A 16,110-nucleotide genomic window follows, 5' to 3' on the forward strand; every position below is an offset into this window, starting at 1 on the left:
TGAGGTTTTATCATGATAATAAATGATATCCAATTAACGAATATTGGTGCGTATAGAGGAAAAAACTACTTTGACTTCAGACCTGATAACAATAAAAATGTTATCCTAGTAGGCGGAGAAAATGGTGCTGGGAAGACAACTTTATTAAACGCCATTAAACTAGGGCTTTTTGGTTCTTATGGATATGGATATAAGACAGAGAGTGCTGAGTACTATAAAAGAGTTCAAAGCATCCTAAACCAAAATGCGAAAAGATTAAATGAAGATAATTTTAGGATTAAGCTTGAATTTAGTTTGGTAGATGAGTTTGAACGCACTGATTATGTTTTACACCGTTACTGGAAGTTTACAAATAAAAGTTTAAAAGAATCGTTCGATTTAATTGCGAATGGCAAGCATCTATCAGAATATGAAACTGACTTATTTCAATCGAAACTTAAAGAAATTATGCCTCCCCAGTTATTAGATCTTTGTCTTTTTGACGGAGAGGAAATTGCAAGGATTGTTAATGAAGATTTACTATCCGACTACCTGAAGAAGTTATCAAGGATTGTATTTAACCTTGATCTATTCGAAACTTTAGAGTCAGATTTAGAGTCTTATGCAAGTCAAACATTAGATATGAAAAAAATGGCGTCCATTGAACAGGAACTTTATGAGTTAAACAAAGTGGAACGAGAATTTAAAACTAACCTACTAAACCAAAACGATAAACTTAAACAAATGTATGAAGAAAAAACTGAACTTGAAGATGAATATAATCGTCTGAAAATCGATTTCGAAAAATACGGTGGTTTAGTTAAGTCTGAACGAGAAGAAATTCTTAGAACGATGAATAATTTAGAGATGGAGAGAAAACAAAATCAAGAGAAGATTAGAGATTTTGTTTCAAACCTTCTTCCTTTCTACTTAACCAAAAGTTTAATATCCAATACTCGTGAACAAATTAAAGATGAAGAATCACTACAACTCTATAAACAATTAGATAAAAAATTAACGCAGGATAACCTAGATAAGATTCTCGAATCTGTCACTATCGATACTTCGCGAAGTGATGAATTAAGGAATAACCTATTAAGTCTAATGAAACCTGAGCACGAGGTTACTCCTATTCACGGTTCTTCCTTTTCAGAGAGTAGTTTAATTGAAAACATGTACCATAAAGTTAGCAGCGATCGCAAAGAATCATGTCAAAACATAATTGAAGATAACAAAAATAAGCTTAATGAGCTTCAAGCCTTAAGAGAAAAATTAAAAGTCAATGATACAACGAATGAGTTTAGTGACATGATTACAAACATGGAAACTATTCAAGGGAAAATTGTTATTCTTGACAATAAAATAAATCAGCTAGAACAGAATCTTCTAGAGAATAAAACAAAATTAGAAGCTACATTAATATCAATTGAAAAAATACAAAGCACTCTAAGAGATGACGATAAAACAAAGAGTTCCTTCTTGGAATCTCAAAAAATAATTGCCTTGAGTAGACGCTTTAGGGAAATCCAATTAAAGAAAAAACTTCAAGAAGTACAAATAGAATCATCTAATATGTTAAAGAGGATTTTCAGAAAGCATAATTACGTCACTTCTATCATTATTGAGCCAGAAACATATAATGTAGTCCTGTTAGATTCTAATAAGGAACAAATTGAGAAAACAACATTGTCTGCAGGTGAAAAGCAGATACTGTTGATTTCGATAATATGGGCTATCTTCAAATGTTCTGGAAGGAAAGTACCATTTATTTTTGATACCCTGTTAGGAAGACTTGATAAAACACATAAAGCAGCTTTATTAAAAGAATTCATTCCTAACTGCGGTAAACAAGCAATCATCTTATCAACTGATACAGAAATTGATGAAGACCACTATATGCTATTAAAAGACTATATCTCAAAGGAATATATGTTAGACTTTAATGTTGCTAGAAAAGAAACAAACATCCTGATGCAATATTTCCCTTTTAAAGGTTCAGAGGTGAGAGTATGAATTTTAGATTAAAAACATCAGAAGAAACTGGAGATCGATTAGTATTTCTTCAAAGTACCACAGGCTTAACATGGAATATTCTTTCTAGAATTGCTGTCTCTCTATCTTTAAACGACCCTTTAATCCCTGACTTAGTTGAAAATAAATCAGGTGTAGAGATTCATCGTAATGCAATGACAGGTGAAAATGACTATGTTTACAAAGCATTGATTAGACAGCACGCGAAAAGGAATGTACCTGATGAAGAGTACTTCCCTGATCTCTTTAATGCCCATTTAGAAAGAGGCATTGCATTGTTAGAAAATGAATACAAACATGCAGGGAACTATGAAAAGTTACTTACTAACCTACTAAAAATGGAGAATTAGGTGAAGAACTATGCTTTATTTAGATAATAGTGCAACCACCCCTATTCATCCCGATGTTAAAGAGGCGATGCTTCCTTACCTGATGGAGGAATTCGGAAACCCATCTAGTAAATATTATTCGGTTGCAGAAAATGCTAAAAACGCAGTAAAAGATGCCAGAGAGACTGTTGCCTCTTTACTTGGGTGTCAAGATGGTGAAGTTATTTTCACCAGTGGTTCGACTGAGAGTAATAACATGGTTATTAAAGGAGTTGCTGACCATTATTCTTCTAAAGGAAACCATATCATTACTACAAAAGTTGAACATCCTTCTGTTCTAGAAACTTGTAGGTACTTAGAAACTAAAGGGTATGAGGTTACCTACTTAAACGTGGATAAGTTCGGTAGGATAGATCTTGGAGATTTAAAAGCTTCTATAAAAGAAAACACCATTCTGGTAACAATAATTTGGGGAAATAATGAATTAGGTTCTCTAAATGACTTAAAAGCAATCTCTGAGGTATGTCTTGAGAAAAATATTTTTTTCCACACAGATGCTACGCAAGTTATTGGGAAAGTAGATATAGATCTAAAAGAGTGTCCAGGCATTACTTTCTTATCTTGTTCGGCTCATAAGTTTCATGGTCCCAAAGGAATCGGCGCTACTTTTATTAGGAAAGATAGATACGAGATATTAACAAAAATAACTCCATTGTTGCATGGTGGTGGACAGGAATTAGGAATTAGAAGCGGAACCCTAGCTGTTCATAATATTGTTGGGCTTGGTAAGGCGGCTGAAATCGCAAAGAGTAACTTGGCCACAAATGTTGAAAAGCTTAACTTGCTAGAAGGTTATTTAACATCTATTCTGAGAGATAAGTTTTCTGGTCAAATCATTTTTAATCACGATAATCAGAATAAAATACCAGGTGTACTTAGTGTTCAATTTGAAGGTGTGAACAACGAGTTACTTGTTAAAGGATTAGCTCCTGTTATAGCTGTATCTACTGGTTCTGCTTGCAGTTCTAGTAAGCCTTCTCATGTATTAAATGCGATTGGGTTGTCTTTGGAGGAAGTGAGATCTACTTTAAGATTTTCTTTATCAAGTTTAATTTCCAAGGAAGATCTAGAAGTTTTTAAGGAACTATAAATAATTGAGGGGACTGGATAAAATCCAATTCCCTTTCTACCTTACATATACGTTTTCATTATGCCATTCTAGAAAATAATCACTTGGGGGAGTCTCCCTAATGCCAGAGAGAAAACTTCCATTTAGTTGCTCTAGAACAGCTATACTATTATTTTCTTGAGCAACAAATCTTGGAGAAACTACAATCTCAAAAGTTTTAGGTTTTATTGTAATTACCCCTCTATCCAGCGCCCAATGATGGGTCTTACAAAGAGCAATACCATTACTCACGTCATCTGGCCCTCCGTATGCGTGCCAAAATACATGCGCAGCATCAATTCCAAAAGGAATACTATTAAACACAGAAGAGAACCCACATACACCACATCTATATCTATAATTAGCTAATACTTCTTTTGCAAATAATTGATTTCTTTTTTTCGTTGGTTGGGCTATTCCTACTGATAATTGTAAGTAATCCCTGATGTCTGCTTGTATTGTTTCTGGCCAAAACTTCTCTAATATATAAGCTCCTATTCTTGCTCTTGACTGCTCATCAGATTGTAGAAGAGAGAATATTGTCGGTTCGAAATACCCATATGTTTCAGGATCCCTTAGAATACTTTTAGATAACGTTCTTTTGTTATCAAATTCCACGCCGTAAGGGACTTTCACATCCCATATAACTGAACTATTCAAATGATGAAAAGGTTGTTCCGGACCGCTTTTATTTACATTACGGCCGCCAAAATTTCTTATAAGTAAATCAAGATCTTTCTCTATCTCAGTAAACCTAAATTGGTTATTTTCGCCCTTCCCCTCTTCAATTCGAGAAATTAAAAGTAATAATAAGAGTGGCTTCTTCAAAGATGCTCCTATCATTTTTTGTTTATGGAGTTTAATTTTATCTATTTCACTCAATAATTCTTCTAATTTCATAATAACCTCCAAATCACAATATATTCTCTTTAGCGTTCAGTATGTAATAAGCTGCGCGCGAAAAAACTAACTATCATTCACGTTGTCAAATTTCTAATTATCCCTATTATAACTTATTACCACCAATATTAGAGTTAAATGATTATCTAGGGTAACATGTAAGGTGATTTTCTTTTTTGACTAGTTACTTGTAAAAATTTAGAATAGTATTATCATATAAGAAGAAAGGAAGTGAATAATATGCAAGAGAGTAAACACTTATACAAAGAGGGAAACTATCGTTTTTGGTTGGACGCTGAGAAGGGCTACCTTCGCTTTAAGTTAGATGGCAATTCGGAACTTTACAGTATCCCGAAAGATTCAAAACTCTACGACCGCCTAATGAGTGATGTTTTTGGTAAAGAAAAGAAAGTTCAAGAGTAATTTCTACATAATAGAAGCTAAGCCCCCTAGTTTTAATATGTAGAGTTTATTTGCTTCCGAGTTATTCATTTAAAGCAGCCACCTACTCCTAGTCTTCTTAAACTCATTCCCAAACCCACCTTTTCTTAATTCTCTATTTCACAACCCGCTCCTCTTTCACCCCATTTATTGACTTTGCAATCCCCTCACATTTCTTTATCCCCCATATATAATGGTCCGAAGTGTTCGCTGCAAAATAGCTGTATAAATTACTTGTTTTCGTCCATTTATAGTGCTTTTTTGTCATGATTTCTTCATTGGTATGGGATCTAATTAGTTCCATCACCCGCTCATGGCTTAGCTTCAATTTCTTCATTGCTTGATTTAATGTTACGTCTTGGTAGTTTTCCCATCTTCGCATATTGAGTAGCCCGATCTTGCTAAATTTATAACCCGGTGCCGGCATAGACGGGGTATCTCCAGCCATGCCTTCCCTGTACCATCGCTCCAGCATGGCATGCCATTCATACAGGTGAATGATGACATCACGAAAATTCTTATTTCTTTCTTGCGTTTCAATGGAGAGGCCTCTTTTTCTGATTGGTACGGATTCAATAATTTCAAGTAATCTATTAAAGTTAATCTCACTATTCATCAGTAGAATTTCTTTTTCACTTGTAGTCACCTTGGTACTCCTCTCCTCCCGAAATACTCACTTTGTTCCGCTCAAAGCCTAAATACCGAGTCCCTTGAAAACTTAATACTCCATTGTCATCTTCGGAAAGTAACCCATACTCCTTACCAGCAACATGAAACTCCGAACGGTCTCCACTTTCGAACTCGAATGTAACATAATAGCTGGTATGTGCGCTTGAGGAATGGTGGTGATGGTTGTCATGATGATGCATATTGGACCTTTTGGTTACATCTATCCGTTTTGATGTAACAATAGCTGGAACACTAGACTCTGCAATGGAATAAACATTAGGTGCAACTCGATGAACCTATTTAATTGAATAGCTATGATAAAGGATAATATTTTTATTAAAAACATTAATGTAAACCCCATATATTAAAGCTCCATAAGTTAAAAAAGGCACTGGGTTAAAAATAATTCTTTAAAAACTCTACAATATCATTGTTAATTTTTATCAGGTGTTCTTCAGACGGGAAATGACCCATATCGTAAGTCTTAAATGCAATTAAATTTGGAATGATTTCTCTAGCTACTTTATTTAATCTACTTTCTGGAAAAAAGATATCTTTTTTACCTGCTATGATTAAAGTAGGAGAATTATAATGTGTTAATTCTTCCTTCGTAGTTAATTTAGGCATTTCTTGTTCAAGTCTAATATATTTAAATACATCTCCAATAATTTTTTTATCTATTTCTCTCATACTATTATCTGACATAGTATCAGTGATTTTATTAAGATGTTTTTGTGATGAAGTACCATTAAATAAGACTAAAGGAAGTAAAATTTCTTTAATCATTCTAATCTTAGAACCTAATCTTATTCCTGCTGGTGATACCAAAACAGAACAGTCAATTTTGTCTGGCATAAATGTCGCTAATCTCAAAATAATACCTGCGCCGTAGGACGGACCAACAAAAGCACTACTTTCTATATTAAAGTAATCCATTAGTTCCTTTATCCACTGGGCAAAACTATTGTCCTTCGCAGAAATTCTACTTTCACCACTGTATCCTGGATGACCAATAGTATCTGGTGCATAAACTCTATATTTATCTACTAACGGTAAAAACCAAGATAAAGTCATTGGATTTATGCAATTACCACCCTGAAATATAAATATAGGTTTTCCTTCCGGTGGTCCTGCTACAAGAATATGTGTTTTACCATAACTTGTATCAACATATATCTGCTCGACATCAAAATCAAACGACTTTAGATAATTATCGTAATGTTGAGTAATAAGTGTTTTCCCTTCACCTTTATAAATGGTTCCTGCACCCAATAAAATCCCTCCTTTATGCATATACAAATATCACCAGAGTTATTTAACATAGCTAATTGAATAAGAGAGCTAATTAAAATATGTATCTTATCTCCAAATTTTTTGAAAATCACATCCAAAATAAAACAGGCTAATTGAAATTAATAGTATAACGTGTGGCTTGTTTGCTTATTTAATAAGTAAGAAAGCAATAGGTGCTACTAATAAGGAAATAATTACGCTTTGAAAAAAAGTAATTGTAATATCTTTTTTCCAAGAGTTCCTTTCTGGGTAACGGTTGTTTATTCTTTGGAATATGAGAAAAATTAGCCACCAAAAAATAATTGTGTAAAGTGCAGAAGTGATACTTTCATAATACAAGTTAATCCCCTCCAGTAATTATTCATAAAATTCAAATTCACACCTCTTTTTTGTTCCTTATTTTCTACATTTATTAAAACTTTAAAGTCGTCTACTTGATGAGAATCATTTTTTACATATGATTCACTTCTTACTTTTTCTTCTCTATCACAACCAAATAGTCCGAAGCCCATAATAATAATTAACAGAGTGTAACTTAATACACCCTTCAGTTAGCGCCCCCTTTTTCACCACCTTATTCCATAAATCCCCTTCATTATTTCTGTATTCTCTCCAGGATAATTGAGTAAGGTATTATAATGACGCCTATATGTCTACGGATATCATTTATTATTCGCTCCCCAATTTCTAGCCTTCTCCACCAACTCATTCATAAACTCCTCTATTCAGACCTTTTCTTTTTGAATGGTTTTTGGGAGTTATCCCACATCCAGTGAATGATGGTAATAATAATAGATAAGATGAAAACATGAATCCCTTTTGTGAAAGTTTCCCCGACTCCCAACACAACTAAAACGATATATGCTAAAGCGAAGAATGTAATAAAGGACAAACCGTATTTTTTCATAGACACCTCCATCTTAAAAAAGCTTATGAGAACCACATCCTAAAAATATGGTCAAAAAAAATGGATTGTATTATGTACAACCTAAAGCCTCCTATTATTCTATGTATCTGCAAATATTATGGATTAAATGTCATTAGTCAGGTTAATTAATACCAATTATTTCATAATTTATAAATTCCTACAATAAGATATTCTTCATTTAGGTAGGTATATAGAACAAGTGCTAATCCTTGTTACATAGCACTATTGAACCCTAAATTAGGAGCCTCCTAACAATATTATTACAAATATATTAAGTTCAATTTTTTTCAAAGGACTTGGAGGATAGGCTAACGAAATTTAGAATTGCAAATATTCTAATAATGAGGTGAAAATTATGGGTCTGCAAGTTGAAAAAATTTTCGTTAATATGGCAGTGAAAGATTTGAGCAAATCCAAAGAATTTTTCTCTGGTCTTGGTTTTGAATTTAATCAACAGTTCACAAATGAACTAGCAGCTTGTATGGTTATCAATGATCATAGTTATGCGATGTTATTAACGGAGGACCATTTTAAGACGTTTACCGGTAAGGAAATTGCGGATTCTACCGTATCCACAGAAGCAATCATCGCTTTATCTGTCGATAGTAGGGAAACAGTGGATAAAATTGTCCATGCTGCTTTGGAAGCTGGTGGAAAGCCGTCCAAAGAACCACAGGATCACGGCTTTATGTATGGTTGGAGTTTTCAGGATTTAGACGGTCATCTTTGGGAACTCTTTTACATGGATCAAGCCGCACTGCAATAATGAAACATAGACGACAAAATGCAGGTAATCATTATGATTGCCTGCATTTTTTGTATAAATTAGCCTTTATATCATTAAACCTTCATATAATCCAAAGCAACAGGCCACTTTTCCTGCGTATAGGCCATTGTCCAAAATTGATGTTCTAATTGTGTGCTGGTGATGAAGTGGTCTCGCAGTGTATCTTGAAAAAATAATAAATGTCTTATTCTTTGCACCTGCTCATATAAGTGCTAGTATCAACAAGTTTTGATACACCTGGACTTACATCTTCTATTACTATTTGAGCACCAACTATATCATTGTCTTGATTACTATAAATTAAGCCTTTTAATTTACCCTCACATCGCTCTTTTAATAGTACGACTTGGATGTATAAGGTCTCTTGCTTTACTAATTCATCCGGATTAAGACCTTGTTCACGGAGTTCATTTAACAATTCTTCATTATCTGGAAGTGAAAAAGGTTCTTTTTCCAACACACGACTTACTGTCCATCCATTGTCATTCAAATACCTTAAGTGTTCTTCACTTATTTCGGGAGATGAGCAGCTTCCTAGGAATATTAAAACAAGTGACCAACCTATAATTAAACTCCGCAATCAAAATTCCCCCATATGAACTTAATTAGTCTCCAATTTCTTTACCAGATCCATGGGGACAGACACCGTGACCCATTTTGCCGTGCATACCTTTTACCCTTGAACTTTGCTTTCTTTCTCTTTTAAATAGTTTTCATAAGCTTCTTTGACTGGATCATATTTTGGTTCATCTTTGGTGAGCCTTTTGTGGATGTCGTTTAGGAGATACAGTCCTCTAAACAAGATGCCTGCGAATATTCCAAAAGCCAGGAACCCCCCAACCAAAGGTCCCATCATGAGTAATAGATAACCTAATATGGTAGACAATAAAATCGACAGTAATAAATACAATATGAAGCCCCCTTTTATTCTATGTATCTGTAAATATTATGTATTAATCGTATATTAAAAAGGAAATTTATGCTAATGTATTTTTAAGAAATGGGCTGACGGGACAGTACGCCGACCCACGTTCTTCGAATTAAGAGGGGGAGTTTTTATTAGACATTTGTGGATTGTTGTTTCGTTAATTCCTATGCCGTTTCTGTTTCATTACTACGAAATTTCACAGCATCCAGAGCGTGCTGATTTCTTATTCATAGGTATCTTATTATTTGCTGGATTGGTTGGTTTCTTGTCTTTGAAAGTTAAGGTTGGGCTTATAATTCTAGTAAACTTGATCACTATTATTGTTTCCGTTTGGTTGGGGACAGCGTTTATTACTCCTCCTAATGAAGGTTGGTTTAAACCTATTGGAATGAATTTTGCAATTGTATTAACCGGGGTTGTGTTAGTAGTGGTTGTGTTAGTACTTCGGTCTGTTTTTAAGCATGTGTTTTCGAGGGAGTAGAGGAGACAGGCAGGGTGTCCCGTTGAATAAAATATAGACAGTGGCGCAGTTAAGTGTACCGCCACTGTTTTTTATTGCTCGTACCTCTCCCCATCTACTCCTCCACCCACTGAATCTTATGAGCATCAACAAACTCCGCACTCTCCAATGTTGATAAGTCCATCACATACGTGTTCCCAACTGAATCCGCAACCATCCCCTTCAAGATCGTTCCGAGTGGGGTTGCGTGTTCCATGGAATGATAGACTAAGTGCTGTCCGTCTGGGGAGAATCCAGTTGGGCGGTATCCGGTGAACTTCTCGTCATACAGGCCATGGAATTTCTTAATAATTTTTTCGTTTCCTTCGCTCAAGAGATAAAGGGTGCCTTTCTTGGAAGTAGCCGTCTGGTTTTCATATTTGTTCTTTAAATAATCTGTCTCTGTTTCCATCACTTCTTTTTGCAATACAGTCGGTGTCTCTTCCCCTTCACTTAAGGAGAACAAACTCCAAGATCCGTTATCCATCGCGATGAAATAGACTGTTTCCTCGACCTTATCATAATGAAAATCTATTATATTATCATTATAATTCCCTAAACCATCATTTCCCTTCCCTTTATGGCTATACACTAATGTTTTATTTTGCAGGTTAGCGTCTGATTTGAACAAGGTAAGAACCCCATCCACCCTTTCAGTAAAATAGATCGTTCCTTCTAAATCTTTTAATACGCCTTCATTTATGTTGCTTGTGGAGTTCTGAAATAGATTAAAAGATACGACGGAAATTACGGCTACCATTAAAAGTCCGATGATGATTTTTTTCTTCATATTGTCCCCCTATTCTATATCCAATAATAACCATAATTATAGCTTAGTCTTCTTTTTCGTCAACGCCTTTTTTTGTAAAGCACCCTTGACATTTCACCGAATGTAAAGTACGCTTTACTTACAACCGATTGTAAAGCTAGCTTTACAAAAATAATCGGAGGTGTGGAGAAGTTGAAAAATAAGATTAAAGATCTGCGCAAAGCTGCAAAGATGACGCAAGAGGACCTAGCTGTAAAGGTAGGCGTCTCGAGACAGTCTATCATTGCGATTGAATCGGGAAAGTATAATCCATCACTTGAACTAGCATACAATATCTCAAAAGTATTCGATTGCATCATCGAAGAGGTATTTCTATTAGATGAAGGGGGAGAGAAATAATGGAGGTACAAATTGGCGGGTTGCTCGGATTATATGGAGGAGCTGTGATTGGAATATTAGCTTGGTGGTTTGGACGCCGTATGGCTAAAAAGCAAGGTGGATTGGATGAACTGCATGACCATATTTGGCAAAAGGCACGGGCAATTTCTTGGTTCTTCAGCCTTGCTTCCATGTACATTCTATTCACTTTAATCATGTTCGATATGGAGTTAAGGGCCGGGATGGTTCTTGGAGTCATCATGCTAGTTCATATGGCGAGCTGGGGAATTACAGGTGTAATTTTATCGATCAATATGAGCATGTCAGAGCCCTTGAAACCATCTAGAGTCAAAATGGGGATAGCGATTGTGGCTGTATCCCTACTTATCTTTTTGGTTCTCTCTATTGCTACCGGCATCTGGTGGTTCTTGCTTGCAAGCGTTCCACCAAACACAATTGGGTTGATATGGGGATTAACACCGGAAAAAAGCAAGAATGAATTTTGATAAAAAAGGAATAACATCTATAAAAATGACCATTAAAACCGTCTGGGTTCTAATGGTCCTTTCTTCATTTAAAAGCCTTAAGCTCTCCGTAGCCTAAAATAATACATCCAAGTTTTTGTGATAAATGTCCCGAATAGGAGGATACAGATGAAAAACATAATGGTGTTTGAATTTACGATGGACCACTCCCCACCGTTTCGGAAAATATAGAAGGTGTTAAAACTCGCAATGTAGATGTACATAAGAACCAGTGGTAAGAACAACGCGGTATAGGAAAGGGCGACTTTCTTGGCTTGCTTGAGCTTATGCGTTTGTTCGCTGTACAGGGCCGGTGCTGTTTCGCCAGCTTCGTATTCCTTGCTCCAGATTGTCCATTTTTGGAGGGCTCCCTTTGAACTGAATTCTTCCTTCCAACCTGCTTGTCTATGAATCTCGAAATAGCTGTCATTCGATAGATTTTGGTAGTCGGCGCTATACTTGATATGATGCGGTTCCCCTTTTCGGAAGTAGAAGGTGGTGCCTAGTCTGTTGACACGGTGGAGGCGGTTCCCTTCTGCTGCCATTTGTTCCAGCCATTTTTCCAGTTTGTCCGGTGAGTACATCCAGCCGAACTTGCGGCGTTTGATGAGGATGCCTTCACGCTTCAGTTGTTTTTCTTCTGCTTTGGTCAGGTTTTTCTTCTCTATGGTGTGTGGTGCCATGTATGTTGATGGATTCTCGGTTGAGAGCGCTTTGTTTGTCTTCTTTATTTTCCAAACAGAGTAGATCATGAATAGGTAAAAGGCGGTTACTAGTGCTGCGCCAGTGTAAGTGATGATCCAGAGTGGGCTTTCCACTACTTCCACGTTGCCGTCGCTTGCGATGGTGGCGGTGGTGATGAGTGCCACGTTTGCCAAGGTTGCGCCTGTTATGTAGATGAGTATGGCCATGAAAGCGTAAAAGATAAAATTGTTGCGCTTGATGATGGCGTCGCGGCTGGTGGAAGTGGTCACTTCTGCCTGCGGTCTTTCGTTTGCAATCACATACCACTTGCCGCTTTGGGATACTTTTTCCCAACCGTCATTGCGCATCGTGTTGGAAAGTGTTGCAGGTTTTATTTTATCGTAGGCAATTCGGTAGGTGACGTCCTTTGGCTGGCCCTTTTCAAATGTGAAGCCTCGTTTAAAACGGTGCAGCTCTTTTAGGTGAAAGCCTGCCTTTGCCTGGTCGGTGAGCCATTGCTCTGTTTTCTGCACATCATAGCTCCATAGTGGTTTCGTGTAGGTTTTCATTTAAATTCCCCCTCGTACTTCAATGCATTTCCGTGAAGCTCCTTCAATCGTTCGATCTCTGCGGTAATCAGCTCTTTCCCGCTATCGGTAATTTCGTATACTGTTTTACGTTCTGCGTCTGCAAACACCGTAATGACTCCATCCTTTTGCATTTTTGTCAGCGTTCCGTAGATGGTTCCCGAACCAAGACGGATTCTATTGTTTGAAATTTCTTCGACGTGTTTGATGATGCCATAGCCATGGCGTGGTTCTGTTAATGAGAGCAAGATGTAGAATGCCGTTTCGGTCATGGGTATGTATTTTTTGATGATTTTAGATAGTTCCAATGTGGGCACCTCAGTTCTTACAATTATGTCGTGACGTGATATATGTCATAGTATGACTATATCATGGTGTGACATAGTTGTGCAAGAGGGTTTGGACTGAGGGGACAGGCACGGTGACCCAGTTTTTCGCGCTGCTTCACTTCTGTTGTTGGACGGAAGTTATTTTGATATAGAATGCGAAAATGGTTGAGGTTTGTCGTATGGTTTTGAGAGCTTACAATACAACTTTTAATTTTCGTTTCTACAAACGTTTGTTTAATTTTAGTTATTCTAAGAAAGTAATAAAAACAAACAAAATGCAGGTAATCTATGTGATTACCTGCATTTTTTTATCTCAACACTTTATATTCTTTCACGTACTCTTCATAATCTAATACTTCAATGGCGTTGGACCAATGCAAAACAGTTCCAACAAAGTCCTTTATGTCCAAGCCTGGCATTTCGTAAGTTTCATCGTTATTGACCGTTCCAGTGGCCTCCTCAATGAATGTCACTTTATATCCTCTATCAAAGGCTGCGATGGCGGTAAACATACAACAGTACTCTGTGTTGAAGCCTGTAATGAAAAGATGCTCTACGCCTAACTTTTCTAGTGTTTCAGAGAGGCTAGTATTCACGAATGAACTTGGAGTTTGCTTCTCTATTACCTGGTCAGCATAGTCCTTTAATGAAGCATGCAGTTCAGAACCAACGGAATCTTTATATAAAGGGCTCTCTTCCATGTCATCCACATGTCTCATAAAGATGACAGGGCTTTTGCTATCCTTGAAATCTTTTATCACATTTTCCATCATTAAAAGTTCTTCTTTAAAATCACCAAAATTAACAATACCATTTTGAACATCAATGACTAATAATGCTTTCATATTATCACCTACCTATTTTGTTAATAGGGATATACTTCTAGAAGGTGGATGGAAAGTCCTCCTTCCCGCAAACATGTGTTGAGGGACAGGCACGGTGACCCAGTTACCTATTTTAAGCTTTATTTTCTTATATAAGATGATTGTTGGAACTTTTTTCATTTCTAGACGTACAAAAGGTAAACGATGTGTAATTCCATTGGAGGCATGATAATGAATTATTACTATAGCGTTGCTTTTACGATAATACTTTTAATCCTTTTTACGATAGCTGCTTTTGCAATAGATTTCATCAGCAAGGTTTTAGAGAAACGCATTAACCCTAAATATCTGAAGATCACTATCATCCTTATTCTACTTTCCTTAATGGTAAACGGCTCTTATGTAATCAGCCTCCTAGGAAACTGGAAATTTATCGATACCATTTTCTTTTCAAGTCTATGTTTTTTCGGATTAGGCTGGCTTACCAATATTACAAGGAAGGCAAACACAAATTCACATGGTACCTTCACTAAGTTCCTTACCAACAATGATTATGAACATCAGTATGAAGCGGTAAGTTCTCAAGAAATGAGTTTATATTTCGTTTCAAGCTTGATCTTTTTTATTGGCAGCTGGGGTGTGGCTTTTCTATTAGCGTTTTAGCGGGTTGATGGGAAGGCACATACTCCGAAAGAAACCATTTACTTTGACTATTTATTAAGGTGGAGATTCTTCTTTCCCACAAATGGGTCACGGTGCCTGTCCCTCTGATTCCTCCACATACCGTGCTTCTCCATCACCATACAATTTTTCGCCAATAAGTTTTTCATTTTCATCAATGGCCCTGAATGTCCAGGTTGAGTAGGAATACTCGTCTAATACGAGAAAGACATACTGTTCTTTTACTTCTTGAACAATGTAGCTATCAGGGTGTTTTTTTACGTTATCCATAGAAAAGGCTTCGTTCTCCATTTCTTGGAGATCTTCGAGATGACTCCCGATTACTATATACTTTATAGAAGGATCATTCGTCCTAATCCCTACCATAAAACTTTCGTCATTCCCGAACCCTGCAGCTTGGAACGGCACTCCCTCTTCCGCACTGTAGGCATTTGTCCCTCCTCCATAATAATATAGTAGCCCAAGCGTTCTATTAACTTCTGCTAACCCAAACGTGGTATCGGTGCTATCCTCATAAAGTACAACTTTTCCATAATCGGTATCAATCGTTCTAATCACCTCAGAGCCTATAGGTAATACACTGCCCGCGGTAAAACGGAATCCCATGACGAACAAAGCGGAGACCGTCAGTACCAAAACTACTAGACCAACCTTCCACCGTCTCTCTTTAGAAAAAATCATTACTACTAATAGCCCTATTAATAGCATTACAAAAATAATAGTATTCATCGTTTATTTGCTCCTTTTGAGTCAAGGGGACAGGCACGCCGCCCCACTTTTCCCTATCAACGTCCCTAACTATCCTTCAATTAGCACATGATATTCTACTAATTCCCCGTCTATTTCCACTAGAATTACAGTTGGTATATCTGCGACCACATCTGTTGAAAAAATTTCTGTTCCTTTTGACAGTTTACTAGCATAAAGATCCCGGAACCACCAAGTGCTTGTTGATTGCTCCTTGATCTCCCCTATCTTTTCTCTTTTGACATAACCACTCTCGTTCTTTTCATCTACAGTCCTTGAATAAATGAAACCGTTCAATTGGAGAATGTCTGCATCACTATTTTCAGATAAAATTTCTTTTGCAGTGGGGTTTTCAACTGTGGCTTCATTACATGCTGTTAGTAACAAAACCATCCCTACTATCACCAACAACTTTTGGAATTGAATAAATATCCCCCCTTAGAAGTGCATTTATACTATACATCACTTCAAAATATGCCCTGACACCTATTGTGTAGTACGTATTCAAGGAGTGGAATGTTTCAAAATGATGGCGTTGGCGCACCACATTTCCCAGCCTATTTAAGTTGCCAATAAACTTCTCTCTGTCACAAGGGTGACGGTGCCTGTCCCCACGGCTACCTATTGACATCCAT

At 36.6% G+C, this 16,110-nt stretch carries 21 protein-coding genes and 1 pseudogene; 9 read left to right on the forward strand and 13 right to left on the reverse strand.

The window, feature by feature from the left end:
- Positions 1 to 12: 12 nt before the first annotated feature.
- The 3 genes from dndD to HF078_RS10815 are packed head-to-tail and all read left to right on the forward strand — an operon-like array spanning position 13 to position 3,489.
- Positions 13 to 1,992 (forward strand): DNA sulfur modification protein DndD, encoded by a 1,980-nt coding sequence (gene dndD, locus HF078_RS10805; RefSeq protein ID WP_169291162.1) that lies wholly within the window; start codon positions 13 to 15, stop codon positions 1,990 to 1,992.
- On the forward strand, positions 1,989 to 2,360 hold the full coding sequence (gene dndE / locus HF078_RS10810) for a DNA sulfur modification protein DndE (protein ID WP_169291163.1): 372 nt from the start codon (positions 1,989 to 1,991) through the stop codon (positions 2,358 to 2,360). The genes dndD and dndE overlap by 4 nt, the downstream gene beginning before the upstream one ends.
- A 10-nt stretch (positions 2,361 to 2,370) precedes the next feature.
- Complete coding sequence (locus tag HF078_RS10815) at positions 2,371 to 3,489, forward strand: cysteine desulfurase family protein (RefSeq protein WP_169291164.1); 1,119 nt, start codon at positions 2,371 to 2,373, stop codon at positions 3,487 to 3,489.
- A 36-nt stretch (positions 3,490 to 3,525) separates the two neighbouring features.
- Here the strand turns inward: HF078_RS10815 and HF078_RS10820 are convergent, their stop codons facing one another.
- A complete protein-coding gene (locus HF078_RS10820; RefSeq protein WP_169291165.1) occupies positions 3,526 to 4,407 on the reverse strand; it encodes a phosphorothioated DNA-binding restriction endonuclease in 882 nt (293 codons plus the stop codon).
- Positions 4,408 to 4,647: 240 nt separating this feature from the next.
- Here HF078_RS10820 and HF078_RS10825 point away from each other — a divergent pair, with 240 nt between their 5' ends.
- The gene (locus HF078_RS10825; RefSeq protein WP_169291166.1) at positions 4,648 to 4,830 is read left to right on the forward strand and encodes a hypothetical protein; all 183 of its coding nucleotides are present in this window, start codon (positions 4,648 to 4,650) and stop codon (positions 4,828 to 4,830) included.
- A gap of 133 nt (positions 4,831 to 4,963) precedes the next feature.
- On the opposite strand, the gene HF078_RS10830 is transcribed toward HF078_RS10825, so the two are convergent.
- The 4 genes and pseudogenes from HF078_RS10830 to HF078_RS10845 all read right to left on the reverse strand — a co-directional run bounded on the left by HF078_RS10830 (position 4,964) and on the right by HF078_RS10845 (position 7,717).
- Entirely contained in the window at positions 4,964 to 5,494 is a 531-nt protein-coding gene (locus tag HF078_RS10830; RefSeq protein WP_169291167.1) for a ClbS/DfsB family four-helix bundle protein, read from the reverse strand.
- Positions 5,481 to 5,771, reverse strand: a pseudogene (locus tag HF078_RS10835) (DUF2500 domain-containing protein); the annotation flags it as partial. The pseudogene HF078_RS10835 and the gene HF078_RS10830, both read right to left, overlap by 14 nt.
- 142 nt (positions 5,772 to 5,913) lie before the next feature.
- A complete protein-coding gene (locus tag HF078_RS10840; protein WP_169291168.1) occupies positions 5,914 to 6,789 on the reverse strand; it encodes an alpha/beta fold hydrolase in 876 nt (291 codons plus the stop codon).
- A 742-nt stretch (positions 6,790 to 7,531) separates the two neighbouring features.
- Entirely contained in the window at positions 7,532 to 7,717 is a 186-nt protein-coding gene (locus HF078_RS10845) for a hypothetical protein (RefSeq protein WP_169291169.1), read from the reverse strand.
- 376 nt (positions 7,718 to 8,093) lie between these two features.
- On the opposite strand from HF078_RS10845, the gene HF078_RS10850 reads away from it, so the two are divergent.
- Positions 8,094 to 8,504, forward strand: a complete 411-nt coding sequence (locus tag HF078_RS10850) for a VOC family protein (RefSeq protein WP_169291170.1) — start codon at positions 8,094 to 8,096, stop codon at positions 8,502 to 8,504.
- 205 nt (positions 8,505 to 8,709) lie between these two features.
- Here HF078_RS10850 and HF078_RS10855 read toward each other — a convergent pair whose 3' ends face one another.
- Positions 8,710 to 9,105 (reverse strand): hypothetical protein, encoded by a 396-nt coding sequence (locus tag HF078_RS10855; protein WP_169291171.1) that lies wholly within the window; start codon positions 9,103 to 9,105, stop codon positions 8,710 to 8,712.
- Between the two features lie 93 nt (positions 9,106 to 9,198).
- Positions 9,199 to 9,435: a hypothetical protein gene (locus HF078_RS10860; protein WP_169291172.1), complete on the reverse strand. Its 237-nt coding sequence runs from the start codon at positions 9,433 to 9,435 to the stop codon at positions 9,199 to 9,201.
- A 157-nt stretch (positions 9,436 to 9,592) separates the two neighbouring features.
- Between HF078_RS10860 and HF078_RS10865 the strand changes: the two genes are divergently transcribed.
- Positions 9,593 to 9,934, forward strand: a complete 342-nt coding sequence (locus tag HF078_RS10865; RefSeq protein ID WP_169291173.1) for a hypothetical protein — start codon at positions 9,593 to 9,595, stop codon at positions 9,932 to 9,934.
- Between the two features lie 94 nt (positions 9,935 to 10,028).
- Here the strand turns inward: HF078_RS10865 and HF078_RS10870 are convergent, their stop codons facing one another.
- Positions 10,029 to 10,742: a hypothetical protein gene (locus tag HF078_RS10870; RefSeq protein WP_169291174.1), complete on the reverse strand. Its 714-nt coding sequence runs from the start codon at positions 10,740 to 10,742 to the stop codon at positions 10,029 to 10,031.
- A 171-nt stretch (positions 10,743 to 10,913) separates the two neighbouring features.
- Between HF078_RS10870 and HF078_RS10875 the strand changes: the two genes are divergently transcribed.
- Together HF078_RS10875 and HF078_RS10880 are read left to right on the forward strand one after the other, a co-directional pair.
- Positions 10,914 to 11,120, forward strand: a complete 207-nt coding sequence (locus HF078_RS10875; protein WP_169291175.1) for a helix-turn-helix transcriptional regulator — start codon at positions 10,914 to 10,916, stop codon at positions 11,118 to 11,120.
- Entirely contained in the window at positions 11,120 to 11,605 is a 486-nt protein-coding gene (locus HF078_RS10880) for a hypothetical protein (RefSeq protein ID WP_169291176.1), read from the forward strand. Before HF078_RS10875 ends, HF078_RS10880 begins: the two co-directional genes overlap by 1 nt.
- Before the next feature lie 77 nt (positions 11,606 to 11,682).
- Here the strand turns inward: HF078_RS10880 and HF078_RS10885 are convergent, their stop codons facing one another.
- The 3 genes from HF078_RS10885 to HF078_RS10895 form a co-directional block, all read right to left on the reverse strand.
- Positions 11,683 to 12,876, reverse strand: a complete 1,194-nt coding sequence (locus HF078_RS10885) for a DUF2812 domain-containing protein (protein WP_169291177.1) — start codon at positions 12,874 to 12,876, stop codon at positions 11,683 to 11,685.
- Positions 12,873 to 13,166 carry a PadR family transcriptional regulator gene (locus HF078_RS10890; protein ID WP_168865628.1) on the reverse strand — a complete coding sequence of 98 codons (294 nt, stop codon included), beginning with the start codon at positions 13,164 to 13,166 and terminating at the stop codon, positions 12,873 to 12,875. The genes HF078_RS10885 and HF078_RS10890 overlap by 4 nt, the downstream gene beginning before the upstream one ends.
- A gap of 365 nt (positions 13,167 to 13,531) precedes the next feature.
- Positions 13,532 to 14,068 (reverse strand): isochorismatase family protein, encoded by a 537-nt coding sequence (locus HF078_RS10895; RefSeq protein ID WP_169291178.1) that lies wholly within the window; start codon positions 14,066 to 14,068, stop codon positions 13,532 to 13,534.
- A 210-nt stretch (positions 14,069 to 14,278) separates the two neighbouring features.
- Between HF078_RS10895 and HF078_RS10900 the strand changes: the two genes are divergently transcribed.
- On the forward strand, positions 14,279 to 14,710 hold the full coding sequence (locus HF078_RS10900) for a hypothetical protein (protein WP_169291179.1): 432 nt from the start codon (positions 14,279 to 14,281) through the stop codon (positions 14,708 to 14,710).
- Positions 14,711 to 14,797: 87 nt separating this feature from the next.
- On the opposite strand, the gene HF078_RS10905 is transcribed toward HF078_RS10900, so the two are convergent.
- A complete protein-coding gene (locus HF078_RS10905; protein WP_169291180.1) occupies positions 14,798 to 15,457 on the reverse strand; it encodes a hypothetical protein in 660 nt (219 codons plus the stop codon).
- A 69-nt stretch (positions 15,458 to 15,526) separates the two neighbouring features.
- Positions 15,527 to 15,862, reverse strand: coding sequence for a hypothetical protein (locus HF078_RS10910; RefSeq protein ID WP_169291181.1), 336 nt, complete (start codon positions 15,860 to 15,862; stop codon positions 15,527 to 15,529).
- Positions 15,863 to 16,110 lie beyond the last annotated feature (248 nt).

Source organism: Bacillus sp. RO2 (assembly GCF_012911845.1).
GTDB lineage: Bacteria > Bacillota > Bacilli > Bacillales > Bacillaceae_I > Sutcliffiella_A.

What these genes read in the sequence shown, in the direction of transcription:
- dndD (WP_169291162.1), top strand. Translation starts at nt 13, where the DNA reads ATGATAATAAATGATATCCAATTAACGAATATTGGTGCGTATAGAGGA.
- dndE (WP_169291163.1), top strand. Translation starts at nt 1,989, where the DNA reads ATGAATTTTAGATTAAAAACATCAGAAGAAACTGGAGATCGATTAGTA.
- HF078_RS10815 (WP_169291164.1), top strand. Translation starts at nt 2,371, where the DNA reads ATGCTTTATTTAGATAATAGTGCAACCACCCCTATTCATCCCGATGTT.
- HF078_RS10820 (WP_169291165.1), bottom strand. Translation starts at nt 4,407, where the DNA reads ATGAAATTAGAAGAATTATTGAGTGAAATAGATAAAATTAAACTCCAT.
- HF078_RS10825 (WP_169291166.1), top strand. Translation starts at nt 4,648, where the DNA reads ATGCAAGAGAGTAAACACTTATACAAAGAGGGAAACTATCGTTTTTGG.
- HF078_RS10845 (WP_169291169.1), bottom strand. Translation starts at nt 7,717, where the DNA reads ATGAAAAAATACGGTTTGTCCTTTATTACATTCTTCGCTTTAGCATAT.
- HF078_RS10850 (WP_169291170.1), top strand. Translation starts at nt 8,094, where the DNA reads ATGGGTCTGCAAGTTGAAAAAATTTTCGTTAATATGGCAGTGAAAGAT.
- HF078_RS10870 (WP_169291174.1), bottom strand. Translation starts at nt 10,742, where the DNA reads ATGAAGAAAAAAATCATCATCGGACTTTTAATGGTAGCCGTAATTTCC.
- HF078_RS10880 (WP_169291176.1), top strand. Translation starts at nt 11,120, where the DNA reads ATGGAGGTACAAATTGGCGGGTTGCTCGGATTATATGGAGGAGCTGTG.
- HF078_RS10885 (WP_169291177.1), bottom strand. Translation starts at nt 12,876, where the DNA reads ATGAAAACCTACACGAAACCACTATGGAGCTATGATGTGCAGAAAACA.
- HF078_RS10890 (WP_168865628.1), bottom strand. Translation starts at nt 13,166, where the DNA reads ATGACCGAAACGGCATTCTACATCTTGCTCTCATTAACAGAACCACGC.
- HF078_RS10895 (WP_169291178.1), bottom strand. Translation starts at nt 14,068, where the DNA reads ATGAAAGCATTATTAGTCATTGATGTTCAAAATGGTATTGTTAATTTT.
- HF078_RS10900 (WP_169291179.1), top strand. Translation starts at nt 14,279, where the DNA reads ATGAATTATTACTATAGCGTTGCTTTTACGATAATACTTTTAATCCTT.
- HF078_RS10905 (WP_169291180.1), bottom strand. Translation starts at nt 15,457, where the DNA reads ATGAATACTATTATTTTTGTAATGCTATTAATAGGGCTATTAGTAGTA.